Source organism: Pseudomonas sp. 67(2021), assembly GCF_017491835.1.
In the GTDB taxonomy this organism is placed as follows: domain Bacteria; phylum Pseudomonadota; class Gammaproteobacteria; order Pseudomonadales; family Pseudomonadaceae; genus Aquipseudomonas; species Aquipseudomonas atacamensis.
In genome coordinates this window covers 178,184-195,147 of sequence record NZ_JAFGYL010000003.1, presented here as the reverse complement: position 1 = coordinate 195,147, position 16,964 = coordinate 178,184, and the positions used below count along the sequence as shown (strand labels likewise).

The window sequence follows — 16,964 nt, the reverse complement described above, 5'->3', positions numbered from 1 at the left end:
GCCAGCGATGCTTTTAACGATTAATTGGTTTGCGCTCCCTGGGCAATCCAGGCACCGATCAGGTCACGTTCCTGCTGGGTCATCTGGGTGATGTTGCCCAGTGGCATGATCTGCGTGGTGATGGCTTGCGCCTGAATGCGCGCGGCGTTCTGGCGGATCTGCTCGGGGGTGTCGAACATCACACCGGCCGGGGCTGCGCTGAACAACGGGCTGGTCGGCTTGGACGAGTGGCACACCGTGCAACGCTCTTGAATCACGTTGTGCACTTTGTCGAAACCGGGGCCGGCATTCGAGGCTTGCGCGGGTGCCGCCGCAGGGGCTGCGGGTGCCGCAGGTTGCGCCGCTTCGGCCGGTTTCGCGCCACCGCCCAGTGCCGTCTCCGGCAGCGGTTGGTACTCGATTTTCGCCGGTGCCTTGGCCACTTCAGGTGCAGTCGACATCGGCGTCGGTCCAGTGACGTAGGCCAGGCAGATCATGCCCACCGCTGCCACCGGCAGAGTCCAGGCAAACTTGTGGCTGTCGTGACGGGTGTTGAAGTAGTGACGCACCAATACCGCCAACACCGCGATCCCGGCGAGGATCAACCAGTTGTACTGGCTGCCGTAAGTGCTCGGGAAGTGGTTGCTGATCATGATGAACAGCACTGGCAGGGTGAAGTAGTTGTTGTGTCGCGAACGCAGCAGACCCTTGGCCGGCAGGGCCGGATCCGGCGTACGGTTCTCGGCGATCGCCGCGACCAGTGCGCGTTGCGCCGGCATGATGATGCGGAACACGTTGCCGACCATGATGGTGCCGATGATCGCGCCGACGTGCAGGTACGCACCACGCCCGCTGAACACTTTGCTGAAGCCATAGGCCGCGGCAATGATCAGCACGAACAGGATGAAGCCGAGCAGGGCGGGTTTCTTGCCCAGGGCCGAATCGCAGAGGAAGTCGTAGACGAACCAGCCGACGATCAGCGAGCCGATACCGATGGCCACGCCTTCAGGACCGCTGAGGCCGCTGCCGGGTGCCACGAGGTAGAGCACCGGATTGGAGTAGAACACCACGCACAGCAGCGCGATCCCCGACATCCAGGTGAAGTAGGCTTCCCACTTGAACCAGTGCAGGTTGTCCGGCATGGACGGTGGGGCCAGTTTGTATTTTTCCAGGTGGTAGATGCCGCCGCCGTGGATCGCCCACAGATCACCGGCCAGACCGGTTTTCGGGTTGACGCGGTTGAGGTTGTTCTCCAGCCAGACGAAGTAGAACGACGCGCCGATCCAGGCCACGCCAGTGATCATGTGAACCCAGCGCACGCTCAGGTTCAGCCATTCCAACAGATGTGCTTCCACAGTCTTTACCTCTCGCCTGTCACTCTTGTTGTCGAGTGATCAGACCTTCTCTTATTGGTGGGGGGCGAGGATCAACCGCTCATCCTCTTTGAAAAAATGCTCATCGCAGTTATTGCCTGTGCCACTGCGATCAACCACCAGGAAGTCATCCCGCTTTTCGATCGTCAGCACCGGGTGGTGCCAGACGCCGCGATGGTAATTGATGCCCTGCCTGCCGTTGGTGACGAAGGCGCGGACCAAGCCTGATACAGGTGCATCGCCAACTGGCGCGACCACGATCAGAAAGGGGTTGCCGAGCAGCGGAATGAAAGCCTGGCTGCCCAGCGGATGGCGTTCCAGCATGCAAACGGTCAGCGGCATGTCCTGCGCGTCGGCGCGGAAAATACTGATGATCGCGTTGTCCTCAGGCTGAGCGGTTTCGACCGTCGCCAGTTTGTGGAAGCGCATGGTCGAACCGTTGTTGATCATGAAGTGATCGCTGCCGTCGGTTTCGATCACGTCACCGAAAGGGGCGAAGGCTTCTTTGGTCAGCGGTTCAATCGTCAATGTGCGCATGCTGTTCTTCTTTTCGTTGAGTGATCGTTCCCACGCTCTGCGTGGGAATGCAGCCCGTGACGCTCCGCGTCACATCCAAAGCGGACGCAGAGCGTCCAGTGATGCATTCCCACGCAGAGCGTGGGAACGATCATTGCAGTGTTATTTAGCGACCTTGCCCAATACACGCAGACGACTCACACCACCATCCGGGAACACGTTCAGGCGGATGTGGGTGATCGGGCCGAGTGCCTTGATCTGCTCGACGAAGGTGTGTTCGGCGTGCATTTCCAGCTTCTGGCTTGGCAGCAGTTCGCGCCAGAACAGCGACTGGGTTTCGATCTGGCTGTCGGTGCCGCCTTTCACGAACGCGCCCTGGATCGAGCAAGTGTCCGGGTAGTTACCTTTGAAGTGCAGGGTGTCGACGACGATCTTCTCGATCTCGCCCGGATGACCCAGGGCGACGATCACCCAGTCATTGCCTGGTGTGCGACGACGCGCGGTTTCCCAGCCGTCGCCCATGTTGATGCCACGGCCCGGGTTGAGGATGTTGCTCATGCGGCCGAAGTGTTCGTCGGAGCAGGCGAGGGCGCGGCCACCGTTGAGGGCTGCTGCCAAGTCCACTTGCTCGTTGTCGCCCACAGCGGACCAGTCGCGGAACGGAATGCCGTACACACGCAGACGGGCAACACCGCCGTCCGGGTAGATGTTGAAGCGCAGGTGGCTGAACGCTTTGTCGTTGCTGATTTCATGGTAGTGATGGCTGTTGCCCTGCAGCTCGACGGCCGACAGCACTTCGGTCCACTGGGTGTTTTCATCCGGTTCGCCCGAGGCCAGGAAGCACGCTTCCAGCGAGGCCGATGGCGGGTAGTTGCCGGTGAAGAATGAAGTGTCGATGTCCACGCCTTTGATCGAGCCCGGTACGCCCAGACGGATCACCGCGCTGTCGAAACCTTCGAAGCGCTTGCGGCGCGACTCCCAGCCGTCCATCCACTTGCCGTTGTCGTCGAACACGCCCTCCTTCCATACGGCCGGGGTCGGTTGGAACAGACGATTGGCGTCTGCGAACCAGTCATCGGTGACCGAAATGATCTTGGTGCCCAGACGGGCGTCGGCCAGGTTGACGTATTTTTCGAAAGGTACGGCGTAAGCTTTCATTCTTCTTGTCTGCCTTTGATAAGTTGGCTGGGGATGCTCGCAGGGCCCTGGGCGTTTGCGCGTTCATTCACGCTCGGGCCAGGCTTGCTAAAGAGTCAGTAAACGGAACAGGGCAATCTTGTTGATCTCCGCCAGCGCGCATTTGAACTCGGCTTCCACCGAATTGTTGATGCGCGTTTCGAACGCCGCGAGGATCTGATGCCGGTTGCTGCCTTTTACCGCCATGATGAAGGGAAACTTGAACTTGGCTTTGTAGGCGTCGTTCAGCTCGGTGAAGCGCTGGAACTCTTCGGCCGTGCATTGGTGAATACCGGCGCCAGCCTGTTCATTGGTGCTGGCTTCGGTCAGTTGGCCCTGGACGGCAGCTTTGCCGGCCAGGTCCGGGTGAGCGTTGATCAGGGCCAGCTGGCTGGCATGATCGGCGCTCAACAGGATATCGCTCATGCGCTGGTGCAGGGTTTCGATCTCGTCGATCGAAGCGTCCGCACCGAGGTCGTAGGCCCTTTCGGCCACCCATGGCGAATGTTCGTAGATGTCGGCGAAGGCTTTGACGAAAGCGTCGCGGCTCAGGGTCGACGGTTGCAGGGTTTGAAAGCGGCTCATTTTGCAGTCCCTTGGTACGGGTGGGTTTCTTGCCAGTGTCGCGCGATGTCGACGCGACGGCTGAACCACACCTGTTCATGACTTTTGGCGTATTCGATAAAGCGCTTGAGCGAAGCGAGGCGACCAGGGCGGCCGATCAGGCGGCAGTGCAGACCGATCGAAAGCATTTTCGGCGCCTCGGCACCTTCGGCGTAAAGCACGTCGAACGCGTCTTTGAGGTATTCGAAGAAATCGTCACCCTTGTTGAAACCCTGCACCTGCGTGAAGCGCATGTCGTTGGTGTCGAGGGTGTAGGGGATCACCAGATGCGGTTTGCCGGTCGGGTTGTTCGGCTCCCAGTAGGGCAGGTCGTCGTCGTAGGTGTCGCAGTCGTAGAGGAAACCGCCTTCTTCCATGACCAGGCGACGGGTGTTCGGCCCAGTGCGGCCGGTGTACCAGCCCAGCGGACGTTCGCCGGTCAGTTCGGTGAGGATGCGGATCGCTTCGAGCATGTGCTCGCGTTCCTGCGCTTCATCCATGTACTGGTAGTCGATCCAGCGGTAGCCGTGGCTGCAGATTTCATGGCCGGCCTCGACCATCGCACGTATTACGTCCGGGTGACGCTGGGCGGCCATGGCCACGGCGAAGATGGTCAACGGAATGTCGAATTCCTTGAACAGCTTCAGAATCCGCCAGACGCCGGCGCGGCTGCCATACTCGTAAAGCGATTCCATGCTCATGTTGCGCGCGCCTTGCAGCGGCTGAGCGGCGACCATTTCAGACAAGAAGGCTTCGGACTCCTTGTCGCCGTGCAGAATATTGCGCTCGCCACCTTCTTCGTAATTGAGCACGAAGGACAGGGCGATCCGGGCATTGCCCGGCCAGTGTGGGTGAGGAGGGTTACTGCCGTAACCGATCAGGTCGCGTGGGTAGTCAGCGCTCACTGCAGTCTTCCTTCTTGTACGTTGACAGATTGGTGTGGCGGCCTGGCAGGCTGGCGTCACAGCGATTGGCTGATTGTATACAACTTTATTTACATTTTGTAAGCCCGAATTTTCGCATTTTTCACCGGCTGTCATCTTTTGCTGTTAATGGTTCCGGCCTGCAAGAAACCTGCCTGACCAGTCAGCTAATGAATAGAAGGTTCAATGATCAGGCGCTTTGCCTGCGAATTGGTGATAAAGACCCGCATGGCGGGGGTGAAGCGAAAAATGTCGTTTTTATTGTGTACAATTTTTTTGAAAAGTGTCTTAATCAGTCACTCGCCGCAGCGTTTCGTGCTCTGAAACGGTGCGGTCTCCTTTTCAACTGACTTCGGGAGGCGCGAAGTCTGACCGCTTGTTGCGGCCGGGCGCGCAGAATCAATGGGACGTTTGACAACACACGTTTTGGACGCTGCACACGGTTGCCCGGGCAGCTCGATCAAGGTCGAGCTGTACCGCGTTGAAGGATCGCAGCTGGAATTGGTCGCCAGTGCGACAACCAACAGTGATGGCCGGGTCGATGCGCCGTTGCTGCAAGGCGACGATTATCGCACCGGGGTTTATCAGGTGCAGTTCCATGCCGGCGATTACTACCGCGCCCGTGGCGTACAACTGCCCGAGCCGGCGTTTCTCGATGTCGTCGTACTGCGTTTCGGCATTTCCGCCGAGCAGGAGCACTATCACGTGCCCCTGCTGATTTCGCCTTACAGCTATTCCACGTATCGGGGCAGCTGACCCCCAAGCAGCTGCCCCCACCGGGAAGCGACTGCGCATATAGCTTCTTTGGTCTTTCGCCCGCTCACACTGCGGGCTTTTTTTATGCGTTTTTACGGCGCAACTGCCGGCACAGTCGAGTCTCGGGTCAACGCTCGCGAATAATGAACACCGAGTCTGGCGTGGACGCGACCTTCAATACGCCTCCTATCAGCCATACCACTTTGTTCTGCTCCGCTGCATCGGTCAGTGCCTTGAAGGCGTCCTGACCGATTCTGGCGGGCAAGCTCGGTTCTGTCAGTTCGTTGCCAGGAACGTGAGTCAGGCCGGCTTGACTGATTGCCCCCAGTTTCAAAAAGAAGATTTGATCGTGACCGGCTCGTTTGAATACCAGCGTCGGCATTCTGTGTTCATAGGTCAGTGGAAACAGCTCGTAACCACAGCCGACCAGCAACGCGCCGAGCAATCGCCGCAGATTCAGATCTGATGGATAGGTCTTGTAATGATTCCAGGCGGAGGAGAAGTGCTGTGGATCAAAGGTCAGGCGTTGCAATTCGCTGTCGGTCTGGGAAGGCATCGGGATAAGCCGCTTGCCCCCCAGGTCGATGTCTGGCGCTGTGGCGAGCATATTCAGCGGGTCGGCAAAATCAGGTGCTGTGGAAAATGGCAATTGCTTCCATTGATGCAAGACGGCCTGAACGTTGATCAGACCGGTGCCGGTAATCGTCGGGGAATGATCGGCGAGTTCGAATAACCTGCGGGCAACGGCTGTCGTTGTCGCTTGCGAAAAATCAGGGAACGCGCGAGCGACGGACGTTGCTATCGGCTCTTCGAAAAAGCGTTTGCCCGGATGGACTTCACCTGGATCGCTGCCGATTCGAAACGTCGCCACCGGCTGTTGCTCGGGGGCGTTTTTCAGCATGTTCTCGAAAGCGTCGAAACCGCTCGGGAAAAACTCGGGATGACATACGAAATACACGGTGGGCGCCGTATTCGAGCCAACCGGAACGATTGGATAATGCAGCCAGCCAAGCTGTACCGATTCGGTGTGCGCAGGTTTGTTCAGATGCCCCCAGGGAAGCCAGAAATACGGCGTCTGGTCGTTGTCAGAGGACGGCTTGGCTGTCGCCGCGGTTAGCGTCTCTACGGCTTCGGCAAGTCGGGGACGCTTGCTCGGGCCAGGTGTTGCCTGGTCGGTCTGTTCGCCTGGCTGGCTGGATTGGCCTTGCGTTTGCGATGGCTTCGCCCCTGGCGGTTTTTGTCGCCAGAAAACAGTGCCGGGGATTTGCTCGAAGAAAACGTCGGGTGCATTGCTCGTCGAGGCAAACGCTTGTTGGTATTCGCCATCCTTGTTTTTGCGCACCATGACCGTGCCGTCCACCGTCGTTACGAAGGTCTGCCTGAGTCTGTTGTATCGAAGGCCCTCCGTTGCCAGCTCAGGCTTGCTCAGCGTCATGGCGTCGGCAGGCGAGATGTATGAGGGCAGGTTGGGGCTGGCGGATGCAGGCCGGTTGGATAGCCTCTCGGGCCGCCGGATCTGCCAAGTCGTCTGACCCTCGAGGCGCGTCAGGGGCAGGCCGGGCACACCGGGTGCGAAGGTCAGAGGCACATGATAATTGCCTTGCCCGTCCTGCTCGACGACGAACTGGCCTTCATTAGCGATCTGAGCGTACGTGCGCTGATCCGGTCCGGTGAACAAACCTTCGTTCTGCGCCACGGGTACCAGTTCGTGGAAACGCTCTTGCGGCCAGGCGATTGCGTTACGAGTGGCGCTGAAGTTCTCCGTTGCATCCGGCAAGGCGTGAACAATAACCGTGGGCAGTGTGCTGGCTGCGGCAGATGTGCTTGCCGCTTGACTGACGGCCGGTGAATCGATGCCCAGAAGCAGGGCGTCAGGCATGTCCAGGCCCATACGGCTGACGAGAGGCGGTGAGCCGGAATGTCCAGCATCGGGGGCATTGGGTGGTTTTACTGCAGGGACTTTTTTGGGTGACTTGGCCATGGGGAATGCTCGGTAAAAGAGCGCGCAGACGCGTGCAAGTGCCGCGTAGACAGCAACGCTCGAAAAAAATGGGTTTATTGACGAACGACCGACGAATTACGCGGGAGGCACTTTCATCACAGAAACGGGGCCGAAAATGTTGGTTTGGTGGTTGCAGCGATTCACCACCCTTAAAGCAGACTTTTCGATGCGGGATTTGTCGGCACGCAATACCCAGCCATGCGCGGCAAAGTTGTAGCCCACGCGCGCGGTCTGGTCGTTAAGGCAGATAATGTTCCAGACCTTGACTTCGTCATTGGCCAATGCGGCAAGAGCTTGCGGGAGTGCTTTCGAGGCGTCGGGCTCTTCGAAAAAACGTGCATCGAGACCATCCAGATAGACACGGTCAAAGACCAGATCGACCGTATGCACAACTCCACCGGTGGTAATAACGCGGATCTGGTCTATCAAATCGTCGCTTTCATAGACAGGCAGATAAAAAGTGGTAGTGCCGATGGAAAGCCGGTTTTCTTCCAGTTTTATATCGACCTCGCCGAGCTGCGTTGCATCAAGTTCCCAAGTGGATGAGTAGGGAAGCCGCTCTTTGGCATTGGCGAGCGCGCCAGGAGTCGAGAGTCTGATAGTCATGTCAGGCAATACGTGGATGAGATAACTCGCACCCACTCCTTCATAGGCGTCCATGCTGGTTTGCACGGCCAGTGGTATCGGCATTGCGCAACTCCTTGTAGTGCCAAGCGAGTAACCCGCTTTCTCAGGCAGCGCATAAAAGCACTGTCGAGAACGACCCGTGAGTGGCACTTTCATCTGGGTTACCCAATGCCTCGAGACCGAGAAGTCAGTAAAGGCTGGCGGGATGTCGGTTTCCGCTGTAAGACCAGCGTTTGCAACGACACCGTCCTTGAAAATCAACACATAACGGCCGAACGGTCGCACGGCCATGGTTCGCAGGATCTTGATGATATTGTCGTGATCGTCTTCGCTTCGCGCAGCCGAGTAATAATTCAGCTTGATGGTCTTCGCGCCGAAGTGATAGACGAGATGGCAACCGACAGTCAGTCGGTATGACTTGGGTTTCTCGGAGAAAAAATGCGCCTCGGCTTTTGTCAGCTCATCACTGGTGAAGTCCAGATATATCCGGGTTATGACATCCGGGCGTAAAACCGCGTAGAAAGTGTTGGCCTTGCCGGTTCTCGGTACGTAATAGCTCGCTTCCTTGCGGTGTCGGATCCAGCATTCCGGCGCATAAATAATGATCGGTGTTACCGGTTTGCCACGTTTAACGAAAATTTCCGGTATATCAGCGGTGTGGCCATCCGGGATTGTTTCAGGCAGGTCAAGCCTGAAATGCCAATCATCACTGGTTATGAAAATCAGATTTTTGTTGCTCAGCTTTCTCGTGCCTTCGTTTTTCTTGTAAACGTCATGAATGGTCAATACGTTTTTGGGATTGTCATGAGTTTCGAAGCCTGAGCGGATGACCAGGTCATTGCCCTCGATAGCCCAGGACTCAATCAGGTCCTTGCGCCAATTCATGACGATATGACTGGTCTGTTCACCATCGTCGATAATGGAAAAACGACCAGCCACATGCGCAATGTAATATTGATCCGCACCGGCGCCTCCCGACGCTTTTGCTTTTTCGTGGGAGAGGAATATCTGATCGTCTCCGGCGCCAGCTTCAATGATGTCGCTGCCCCGTGATTTGATGACGTTGTTTTGCGCAGTGCCGGTTACTACACTTGCTGCGCGATGGACTGTTTCAATATTTTCGATACTGTCCAGCAAACTGTGCAGGATGGATATCTTGTTATTCTCGGCATCGACATCACTGGTGATGATCTGCAATGTTCCGGCCAGCAAATCTATGTCATAGCCAGTTCTGTTCGTATCACGAGAGGAGTAATTGCCGCCAAGTACCAGTGTGTCATTTCCTGCGCCGCCGCTCAGCGTTGAATATTCTGCAACATGGCTGTCCTTTTCGAGGAAAGCGGCTGCGTTCTCAAACAGGAACTGGTCATTGCCTTCACCTCCCGACAGTTGTTTTTTTCCTGACTTGTAATAGAACGTGTTGGGCTTTTTTTCTACACCTTTGATCGAGTCGTTACCCTCGCTGAGAAACCACAGAATGTTTTTGCCCTCTGCCGCAACTCCCAGTTCCGCGCCGGGTGTATCTTTTGTAACCCCTGCGCTTGCATCAATGATGTCATCGGTGCCTACCACTTCAGGGACATTGACCGACTCCCACGCATCCTGTTTGGTCCACCAGTTTCGTTTCCAGACCCGCGTCGGTTTCAGGCGTACATCAAACTTGCCGTTGACGATGGCTTCGGTGCTCTCTTTCAAGGGGCCATCGAGTAGCGTTCTCGCGGTCTTTTTTAACTGCAATGAGTGTTGAAGTAGTGTTTTGGCCTTGATATAGCGGTTTTGAACGCTTTCGTCGACGTCCATCATGCAGAACGAAAACCATCCGCTACGCCACCGCTCGTCAACGGTTAATTCGATGTAGTCATCTATGTCGTCAACGATACGTACCGCACCGTAGACCTGCGAGCCAATGGCGAGAATCGCGCCGGCTGCAAGCCCGACGGGGCCGGCAAACGAGAAACCGGCCATCGCGGCAGTGCCGAGAATGACGGTCATGGCTGCACTGGTAATGCTCAGGCCAGCGCTGACGTAATGATCCATAGCCTCTTTGCCGGTGGCATTCTCAGCGGCGTTCATGGATCTCACGGCGGTAAAGATGTCGAAGGGCAGCGTCAGCATGCCGCCGACCAGACCGCCTGATCGACCCAGTCTGAGTGCGAAACGTGTTCTGGCGAAGTCCCGGTAAGCATTCTGTCCGGCTGTGAGCATCTGCGTGGCTATTTTACTGACCGTGACATCGGCCGCGATGGAGGCCAGCTCCGATGCAATGCCCGCGCTGTTTATCGCTACTTCAGCACGGTTATCAGCTTTGATCGCATCGATTACGCCACGAATCCCCATGAAAATGCCGAAACCCTGGATGCCCAGGCTGGAGCCCAGCGTCGCGTAGCTTTTGGTCAATGCCGCCCAGCGGGGATGATGTCTGGGGACGTGCACATGTTGTAGATCGAGCGACTGTGCTGCGCTCAGAAGTTTTACCAGTTTGTCGCGGTAATTGCCGGCTACCTTTTCATTGGCATTGTTTTCCCTCAAGAGCTGAGGGGCGCCAAGCGGGCGCTGGCTGGCCATTTCAAACAGGAGCGTGGGTAACAAGTAGCTATCGCTGCCCGTTGAAGTTTTCAGAAAGTGTTCAACTTTATTGGCGTCGAACTGCAGGCTATTGATAAAAGAAAGTTTGGGGCGGCGAAAGAAGCTGTTCTGGCCATTCAATGGCTGACCGTCAATTGTTGCGCCTAGTCCGTCGAGCGCTGTACGAGTAATCGAAATATCGCCAATTTCCAAAGGGCCGAACACTTCGTCCACCATTTGCAATTGACTCGATTTCCCATTGGTTTGGCCATGGTCGATGGTTGAAGGCTTGTATTCGTTGGATTCATAGCCCAAATCCATAATTATGACGGTATCGGAAACAGGTTGCGTGTCCGCAAGTATTGCAGGGTCGGTTTGTGCTGTTGCTTCGCGTATAAGTGTGGCCATTAGAACTTCCTTGTTCCGGCAATTGTTGTTAAGGCCAAGGATATTACGTTGGCCTTTCGAGACCTGTATATCGATGGGTTGTTGCTATCTATTGCATATCAGGGACTGGATGTTGCACTTAATTGATTCGTGAACAACATGATCCTGCCCGAGATCCATTCCGGCAGGATAATCAATAGTGGCGCTTTTCAGTCAGTGGCTGCCAAGCAACGACGCCGCGCCAGCACCACCAAACAGTCCGGCACTCACCCGATTGAACCAACTCTGGCCTTTGCCGCTGCGCAAATAACGTGCGGCACCATTGGCACCCAGACCGTAAGCCAGTTTGCAGCACAGATCGAGCACTACCCAGGTCGCAATCATGATCAGTAATTGCGGCAGAAACGGTTGGTCTGCGCGGAGGAACTGTGGCAGAAACGCGGCGAAAAACAGGATGTCCTTAGGGTTGCTCGCACCCAGGACAAAAGCGCGTCCGAACAATGTGCGAAAACGCGGCACCGGTGCGGCTTCGGGTACTTCGGCGCCCGTCGATGGCTGACGCGACTGCTGCCAGCTCTGCCAGGCGAGATAAAAAAGGTACAGCGCACCGATGATTTTCAGCGCGCTGAACAACTGTTCCGAGGCCAGCAACAGAGCGCCAAGCCCCAGTGCCGAAGCGCTGAGCAGGCAGATCGAGGCGATCACGCCACCCAGGAACGCGGGGTACGACCTGCGTAAACCGTAATTCAGACTGTTGCTGATCATCAGCAATGACAGTGGCCCCGGGATCAGGATCACCACCAGTGCAGCGCCACTGAACAGCAGCCAGGTTTCCAGACTCATCGTTTTGCTCCTTTGTTGTTATCGAGATGTGCAAAAGCCCCACCGGTGAGGGTGAGGCTGGTTTGAAGCCTGAACCGCGCAGCGCTTACAGGAAGATGAACTTGGCGATGAAGATCGCGCAGAGCACCCACAGGCTGACGGAAATTTCCTTGTACTTGCCGGTGCCGGCCTTCAACGCGACGTAGGTAATAAAGCCCAGCGCGATGCCGTCGGCGACGGAGAAGGTCAGCGGCATCATGATCGCCGTGACAATCGCGGGAATGGCGTCGGTCGCCTCGTCCCATTCGATGTGGGCCATGCCGCCCATCATCAGCATCGCCACGTAAATCAGGGCACCTGCCGTGGCATAAGCGGGAATCATGCCAGCCAGTGGTGCGAAAAACATGGCCGCTATAAATAGCACACCCACGGTGACGGCGGTAAGACCAGTCCGACCACCAGCGGCTACGCCGGCGGCACTTTCCACGTAACTTGTCACTGGGGGCACGCCAACCACGGCGCCGAATACGCTGGAGGCGCTGTCGGCCTTCATGGCTCGTGAAAGGTTCTCGATGCGACCGTCAGCGGCGACAAGGTTGGCGCGCTGGGCCACGCCCATCAGCGTGCCGGCGGTGTCGAACATGTGCACGAAGAGGAACGCCAGCACTACGCTGATCATGCTGACGTTGAACACGCCGGCGACGTTCATTGCCATCCAGGTCGGCGCCAGGCTCGGCGGCGCGGACATGATGCCCTCGTAGTGGACGAGACCCAGGCCCCAACCGGCGAGGGTGACGGTGATGATGCTGATCAGGATCGCGCCGAATACGCGGTGGTAACTGAGGATCGCGATCATGAGGAAGCAGATCGCGGCGAGCAACGGGCCGGGTTCGCGCAGCGAGCCAAGTTTGATCAGCGTTGCCGGGCTGTCGACGACGATGCCGGCAGTCTTCAGCCCGATCAGGCCCAGAAACAGACCGACACCGGCGCCCATGGCAAACCGCAGGCTGACCGGAATGCTGTTGAGCAGCCACTCGCGAATCCGCGAAAAGGTCAGGAACATGAACAGCACGCCCGAGACGAACACCGCGCCGAGGGCGGTTTCCCAGTTGTAGCCCATGGTGCCGACCACGGTGTAAGTGAAGAAAGCATTGAGGCCCATGCCCGGCGCCAGGCCGACCGGCCAGTTGGCGTAGAGCCCCATCAACAGGCAGCCGAGCGCGGCGGCGATGCAGGTGGCGACGAAGGCTGCACCGTGATCGATCCCGGCATCGGCCATGATGTTCGGGTTGACGAAAATGATGTAAGCCATGGTGATGAAGGTTGTCAGACCGGCAATCAGCTCGGTCTTCACCGTGGTGCCATGCAAGCTGAGTTTGAACAGACGCTCCAGCAGGCCATTGCGTAATGGCGGCGTGAGCTCGAGCGGCGGTGCTTCGGATTTGCGGCTTTCCACAGCGAGTACTCCTCAAGAGTTTTATTGTTATTTCCAGGGCCGGACCCATGAGGGGTGGCAGCGGCCCTTTGAGGCATACGCGAATTTGTTGACCGTGTAGTCAGGAACTCGCACGCAGTGGATTATGCTTTTGTGTACAAATAAAGCAAATATTGTTTTAGTTTTTGTCGCCGATTTTTTTGCTGATAGGGATATATGGCCATCCAGGATGGCTTCGCGAGCAGGCTCGCTCCCACCTTTGTAAAGCATTCCAATGTGGGAGCGAGCCTGCTCGCGAAGAGGACGGTCCTGTCAACCGAGATGCGTCTGACTGCCCCCAAGCGCCAGATTCACCGCCAACCACCCATTCACCGCCCCTTCCCCAGCCTCGGCAAACACCCGCTCAAGCAATTTCACCTGCTCACGGCGCAACGCCTGCTCGAACTTCGCGCCTTCCGCCGTCAGCTCAAGCAGACGCTTACGCTTGTCCGTCTGTGAAGCGACGCTGTCGACCAGATGCATTTCCTGCAACTGACGCAGGGGCATGTTCAACGCCTGTTTGCTCACGCCCAGCAGGGCCAGCAACTCTTTCACACTCAGGTTCGGATAGCGCGCGATGAAAAACACGATGCGTTGATGTACCCGCGAGAGTCCGCGGCGCTCGAGCATTTCATCCGCCTTGGCCGTGAACGCCTGATAGCCGAAGAAGAACGCTTCCATGGCCTGTTGCTGACTTGCGGGGTTTTTAAGGTCAAGCATGTTGACGTACTCGCTCAAGCTGTCGTAGTTTCAGTCAACCAGTTTGACTCATTTTTTACCTGCCTCGCTACGGTGACCACCATGGCTTTTTCCGAACGTGTCTCGCGCCTGAAAAGTTCTTTGATCCGAGAAATCCTCGCCGCCGCCCAGCGTCCAGAGGTGATGTCGTTTGCCGGCGGTTTGCCCGCTGAGACGATGTTGCCGAAGGTGGAGTGGGACGAGATGCCGCTGTCGCTGGGGCAGTACGGCATGAGCGAAGGCGAGCCGGCCTTGCGCGAGGCGCTGGCGGCAGAGGCGAGGGCGCTGGGCCTTGAATGCGAGGCGAGTCAGGTGCTGGTGGTCAGCGGCTCGCAGCAAACCCTGGATCTGGCGGCCAAGCTGTACATCGACAAGGGGACGGAAATTCTGTTGGAGGCGCCGACTTATCTGGCCGCGCTGCAAATCTTCCAGCTGTTCGGCGCCGATTGCCTGACTGTGGCGCAGGAAGCCGACGGACCTAACCTGGCGCAACTGCGCAAACGTCTGGAACAACACCGCCCGGCGTTTATCTACCTGATCCCGACGTTTCAGAATCCTTCTGCCGTGCGCTACAGCGAGGCCAAGCGTGCAGCGGTCGCGGCATTGCTCGATGAATTTGGCGTCACGCTGATTGAAGATGAGCCATACCGCGAACTGACTTTCGATGGTGGCAACGCGAAGCCGATTGCGGCGCGTCTGAAAACAGCCAGCTGGATCTACACCGGCACCGTCTCGAAAACCTTGCTCCCGGGTTTACGTGTCGGTTACTTGATCGCCAGTCCGGATCTGTTCCCGCACCTGCTCAAACTCAAGCAATCGGCGGACCTGCACACCAATCGCATCGGCCAGTGGCAGGCGCTGCAATGGATCGGCTCGCAGAAGTATCAACAGCATTTGAGCGAGTTGCGGGATTTCTATCGGCAGCGGCGCGATGCGTTTCAGCTGGCGCTGGAGGAGCATTTTGCCGATCTGGCTGAGTGGAACATGCCCCAGGGCGGGCTGTTTTTTTGGCTGACGTTGAAGCAACCGCTGGATACGCGCACTTTGCTTAACGAGGCGTTGGCCAATGATGTGGCGTTCATGCCCGGTGAGCCGTTCTTTCCTGAGCCGGACAAGCATCATGGGCATTTGCGCTTGAACTTCAGCCACATTGATCCGGCGCGGCTGGATGAGGGGTTGAAGCGGGTGGCGGCGGTGGTGCGGCGGGCGCAGATGGAGAGGGCGGCCTAGCAAAAACGCCGGCTCAAGGGCCGGCGTTGTCAGTGCGGGCCTCTTCGCGAGCAGGCTCGCTCCCACAGGACGGGATGCGTTTCAAGGGTGGGAGCGAGCCTGCTCGCGAAAGCGGCTAGCGCTCCAACCCATTAACATCAGACCGCCGCAAACCGCTTATCCAGATAATCGATAATCACCTTGGATTCATACATCCAGATGGTTTGCCCATTCTCTTCGATACGCAGGCAAGGCACTTTGATTCGGCCACCCTGTTCCAGCAGAGTCTGGCGATCCTGCTCGTTGTTCTTCGCGTCTTTCAGTGCCACCGGCACATTCAGACGATGCAGGGCGCGGCGGGTTTTCACGCAGAACGGGCAGGCGTGAAACTGATACAGCGTCAGATCTTTCGCGGCAGCGTCGACTTGCGCCTGAGCAGCAGCGGGGCGCTTTTTCTTGCCTGGACGGGTGATGAAGTCGATGAAGATAATCAGTTGGCCGAGGCCGACACGAAGCGCTTTGACGAACACGTTGAAAGCCTCACGGTGCAAATGAAGAAAGGCGCGCAGCTTACCCGATTTTTCACAGGCGAAAAAAAACCGGCGATCAACGCCGGCTCTTTTCTATTGTGAATTACTTGATGAGGCTGAGGAATTCGCTACGGGTTGCCGCGTTTTCACGGAATTCACCGAGCATCACCGAAGTGATCATCGACGAATTCTGCTTTTCGACGCCGCGCATCATCATGCACATGTGCTTGGCTTCGATCACCACGGCCACGCCCAGCGCGCCGGTCACTTGCATTACCGCATCGGCGATCTGGCGGCTGAGGTTTTCCTGAATCTGCAGGCGGCGGGCGTACATATCGACGATCCGCGCAACCTTCGACAGGCCCAGCACTTTGCCGCTCGGGATATAGGCGACATGCGCCTTGCCGATGAACGGCAGCAGGTGGTGTTCGCACAACGAGTACAACTCGATGTCCTTGACCAGCACCATCTCGCTGTTGTCGGAGCTGAACAGGGCACCGTTGGTGACCTCTTCGAGCGTCTGTGCATAACCGCGGCAGAGGTACTGCATGGCTTTGGCGGCACGCTTTGGCGTGTCGAGCAGGCCCTCGCGGGACACGTCCTCGCCCAATTGGCCGAGAATCGCGGTGTAATTCTGTTCCAGGGACATGAAACTACCTGTGGGGATTTTCGCAAAGGGCAAGGGTACGGTGGCGGACACAACCCTGCAAGTTCGGTGTGACGGCTTTATTCGTCGCGGCCTTCCATCATCGTCCGTTTCAGCATCACATAAACCGCGCCGGCACCGCCGTGTTTGGCCTGGCACGAGCAGAAACCGAGCACTTGCGCATGCTGGCGCAGCCAGGTGTTGACGTGGCTTTTGATCATCGGTCGCTTGCCATCCAAACGCACAGCCTTGCCGTGCGTCACGCGCACGCAGCGGATTTCGAATTTGGTTGCTTCGGCGAGAAAGGCCCAAAGCGTCTCCCGGGCCTTTTCCACGGTCATGCCGTGCAGGTCGAGACTGCCTTCGAACGGGATCTGCCCGACCTTGAGCTTGCGCATCTGGCTTTCCTGCACGCCGTCGCGGGACCACATCAGCTCGTCTTCCGGGCCGACGTCGATCACGAACTGGTCGGAGAGGCCGTCAATGATGGTGGTGTCGCTGCGCACGGTGGCGGACTGACGCAGCTTGGCGATCTGCGCGCGGTCAGCCTTGGGTTTGCCGGTGTCGGCGCGGTCGTGCTTGATCGGCTTGACGCCTTGGATGGCACTTTTGAACAGAGAAAAATCGTCGTCTTGCAT

General features: G+C 57.5%; 15 protein-coding genes. 2 read left to right on the top strand and 13 right to left on the bottom strand.

Annotated elements, in window-relative coordinates:
- Positions 1–20: 20 nt before the first annotated feature.
- The 5 genes from J5M66_RS06465 to puuE form a co-directional block, all read right to left on the bottom strand.
- Positions 21–1,334, bottom strand: coding sequence for a urate hydroxylase PuuD (locus tag J5M66_RS06465; RefSeq protein WP_016773757.1), 1,314 nt, complete (start codon positions 1,332–1,334; stop codon positions 21–23).
- Positions 1,335–1,385: 51 nt separating this feature from the next.
- A complete protein-coding gene (locus J5M66_RS06460; protein WP_093103207.1) occupies positions 1,386–1,889 on the bottom strand; it encodes an ureidoglycolate lyase in 504 nt (167 codons plus the stop codon).
- A gap of 141 nt (positions 1,890–2,030) precedes the next feature.
- Positions 2,031–3,026 (bottom strand): allantoicase, encoded by a 996-nt coding sequence (gene alc, locus J5M66_RS06455; RefSeq protein ID WP_016773759.1) that lies wholly within the window; start codon positions 3,024–3,026, stop codon positions 2,031–2,033.
- 87 nt (positions 3,027–3,113) lie between these two features.
- Entirely contained in the window at positions 3,114–3,629 is a 516-nt protein-coding gene (gene uraD / locus J5M66_RS06450) for a 2-oxo-4-hydroxy-4-carboxy-5-ureidoimidazoline decarboxylase (RefSeq protein WP_207807419.1), read from the bottom strand.
- Complete coding sequence (gene puuE, locus J5M66_RS06445; RefSeq protein WP_024012213.1) at positions 3,626–4,552, bottom strand: allantoinase PuuE; 927 nt, start codon at positions 4,550–4,552, stop codon at positions 3,626–3,628. The genes uraD and puuE overlap by 4 nt, the downstream gene beginning before the upstream one ends.
- 420 nt (positions 4,553–4,972) lie before the next feature.
- Between puuE and uraH the strand changes: the two genes are divergently transcribed.
- Positions 4,973–5,326: a hydroxyisourate hydrolase gene (uraH, locus tag J5M66_RS06440; protein ID WP_024012214.1), complete on the top strand. Its 354-nt coding sequence runs from the start codon at positions 4,973–4,975 to the stop codon at positions 5,324–5,326.
- 127 nt (positions 5,327–5,453) lie between these two features.
- Here uraH and J5M66_RS06435 read toward each other — a convergent pair whose 3' ends face one another.
- The 5 genes from J5M66_RS06435 to J5M66_RS06415 form a co-directional block, all read right to left on the bottom strand.
- Entirely contained in the window at positions 5,454–7,307 is a 1,854-nt protein-coding gene (locus tag J5M66_RS06435) for a hypothetical protein (protein ID WP_207807418.1), read from the bottom strand.
- A 96-nt stretch (positions 7,308–7,403) separates the two neighbouring features.
- Positions 7,404–10,928 (bottom strand): calcium-binding protein, encoded by a 3,525-nt coding sequence (locus tag J5M66_RS06430; RefSeq protein ID WP_207807417.1) that lies wholly within the window; start codon positions 10,926–10,928, stop codon positions 7,404–7,406.
- Positions 10,929–11,120: 192 nt separating this feature from the next.
- Complete coding sequence (locus J5M66_RS06425) at positions 11,121–11,750, bottom strand: LysE family translocator (RefSeq protein WP_016773765.1); 630 nt, start codon at positions 11,748–11,750, stop codon at positions 11,121–11,123.
- Between the two features lie 85 nt (positions 11,751–11,835).
- Positions 11,836–13,185, bottom strand: a complete 1,350-nt coding sequence (locus J5M66_RS06420) for an NCS2 family permease (protein ID WP_024012217.1) — start codon at positions 13,183–13,185, stop codon at positions 11,836–11,838.
- A 291-nt stretch (positions 13,186–13,476) separates the two neighbouring features.
- Positions 13,477–13,923 (bottom strand): MarR family transcriptional regulator, encoded by a 447-nt coding sequence (locus J5M66_RS06415; RefSeq protein WP_123443439.1) that lies wholly within the window; start codon positions 13,921–13,923, stop codon positions 13,477–13,479.
- An 81-nt stretch (positions 13,924–14,004) separates the two neighbouring features.
- Between J5M66_RS06415 and J5M66_RS06410 the strand changes: the two genes are divergently transcribed.
- Positions 14,005–15,171 (top strand): PLP-dependent aminotransferase family protein, encoded by a 1,167-nt coding sequence (locus J5M66_RS06410; protein WP_123443427.1) that lies wholly within the window; start codon positions 14,005–14,007, stop codon positions 15,169–15,171.
- A 137-nt stretch (positions 15,172–15,308) separates the two neighbouring features.
- On the opposite strand, the gene J5M66_RS06405 is transcribed toward J5M66_RS06410, so the two are convergent.
- The 3 genes from J5M66_RS06405 to J5M66_RS06395 all read right to left on the bottom strand — a co-directional run bounded on the left by J5M66_RS06405 (position 15,309) and on the right by J5M66_RS06395 (position 16,964).
- The gene (locus J5M66_RS06405; protein WP_206420795.1) at positions 15,309–15,680 is read right to left on the bottom strand and encodes a glutathione S-transferase N-terminal domain-containing protein; all 372 of its coding nucleotides are present in this window, start codon (positions 15,678–15,680) and stop codon (positions 15,309–15,311) included.
- A 103-nt stretch (positions 15,681–15,783) separates the two neighbouring features.
- A complete protein-coding gene (gene folE / locus J5M66_RS06400; RefSeq protein ID WP_016773769.1) occupies positions 15,784–16,329 on the bottom strand; it encodes a GTP cyclohydrolase I FolE in 546 nt (181 codons plus the stop codon).
- 77 nt (positions 16,330–16,406) lie between these two features.
- Entirely contained in the window at positions 16,407–16,964 is a 558-nt protein-coding gene (locus tag J5M66_RS06395; protein WP_130901350.1) for a Smr/MutS family protein, read from the bottom strand.

Excerpts from the sequence above, each read along its gene's own strand:
- J5M66_RS06460 (WP_093103207.1), bottom strand. The coding sequence starts at position 1,889 with ATGCGCACATTGACGATTGAACCGCTGACCAAAGAAGCCTTCGCCCCT.
- alc (WP_016773759.1), bottom strand. The coding sequence starts at position 3,026 with ATGAAAGCTTACGCCGTACCTTTCGAAAAATACGTCAACCTGGCCGAC.
- uraD (WP_207807419.1), bottom strand. The coding sequence starts at position 3,629 with ATGAGCCGCTTTCAAACCCTGCAACCGTCGACCCTGAGCCGCGACGCT.
- uraH (WP_024012214.1), top strand. The coding sequence starts at position 4,973 with ATGGGACGTTTGACAACACACGTTTTGGACGCTGCACACGGTTGCCCG.
- J5M66_RS06435 (WP_207807418.1), bottom strand. The coding sequence starts at position 7,307 with ATGGCCAAGTCACCCAAAAAAGTCCCTGCAGTAAAACCACCCAATGCC.
- J5M66_RS06430 (WP_207807417.1), bottom strand. The coding sequence starts at position 10,928 with ATGGCCACACTTATACGCGAAGCAACAGCACAAACCGACCCTGCAATA.
- J5M66_RS06425 (WP_016773765.1), bottom strand. The coding sequence starts at position 11,750 with ATGAGTCTGGAAACCTGGCTGCTGTTCAGTGGCGCTGCACTGGTGGTG.
- J5M66_RS06415 (WP_123443439.1), bottom strand. The coding sequence starts at position 13,923 with ATGCTTGACCTTAAAAACCCCGCAAGTCAGCAACAGGCCATGGAAGCG.
- J5M66_RS06410 (WP_123443427.1), top strand. The coding sequence starts at position 14,005 with ATGGCTTTTTCCGAACGTGTCTCGCGCCTGAAAAGTTCTTTGATCCGA.
- folE (WP_016773769.1), bottom strand. The coding sequence starts at position 16,329 with ATGTCCCTGGAACAGAATTACACCGCGATTCTCGGCCAATTGGGCGAG.
- J5M66_RS06395 (WP_130901350.1), bottom strand. The coding sequence starts at position 16,964 with ATGCAAGACGACGATTTTTCTCTGTTCAAAAGTGCCATCCAAGGCGTC.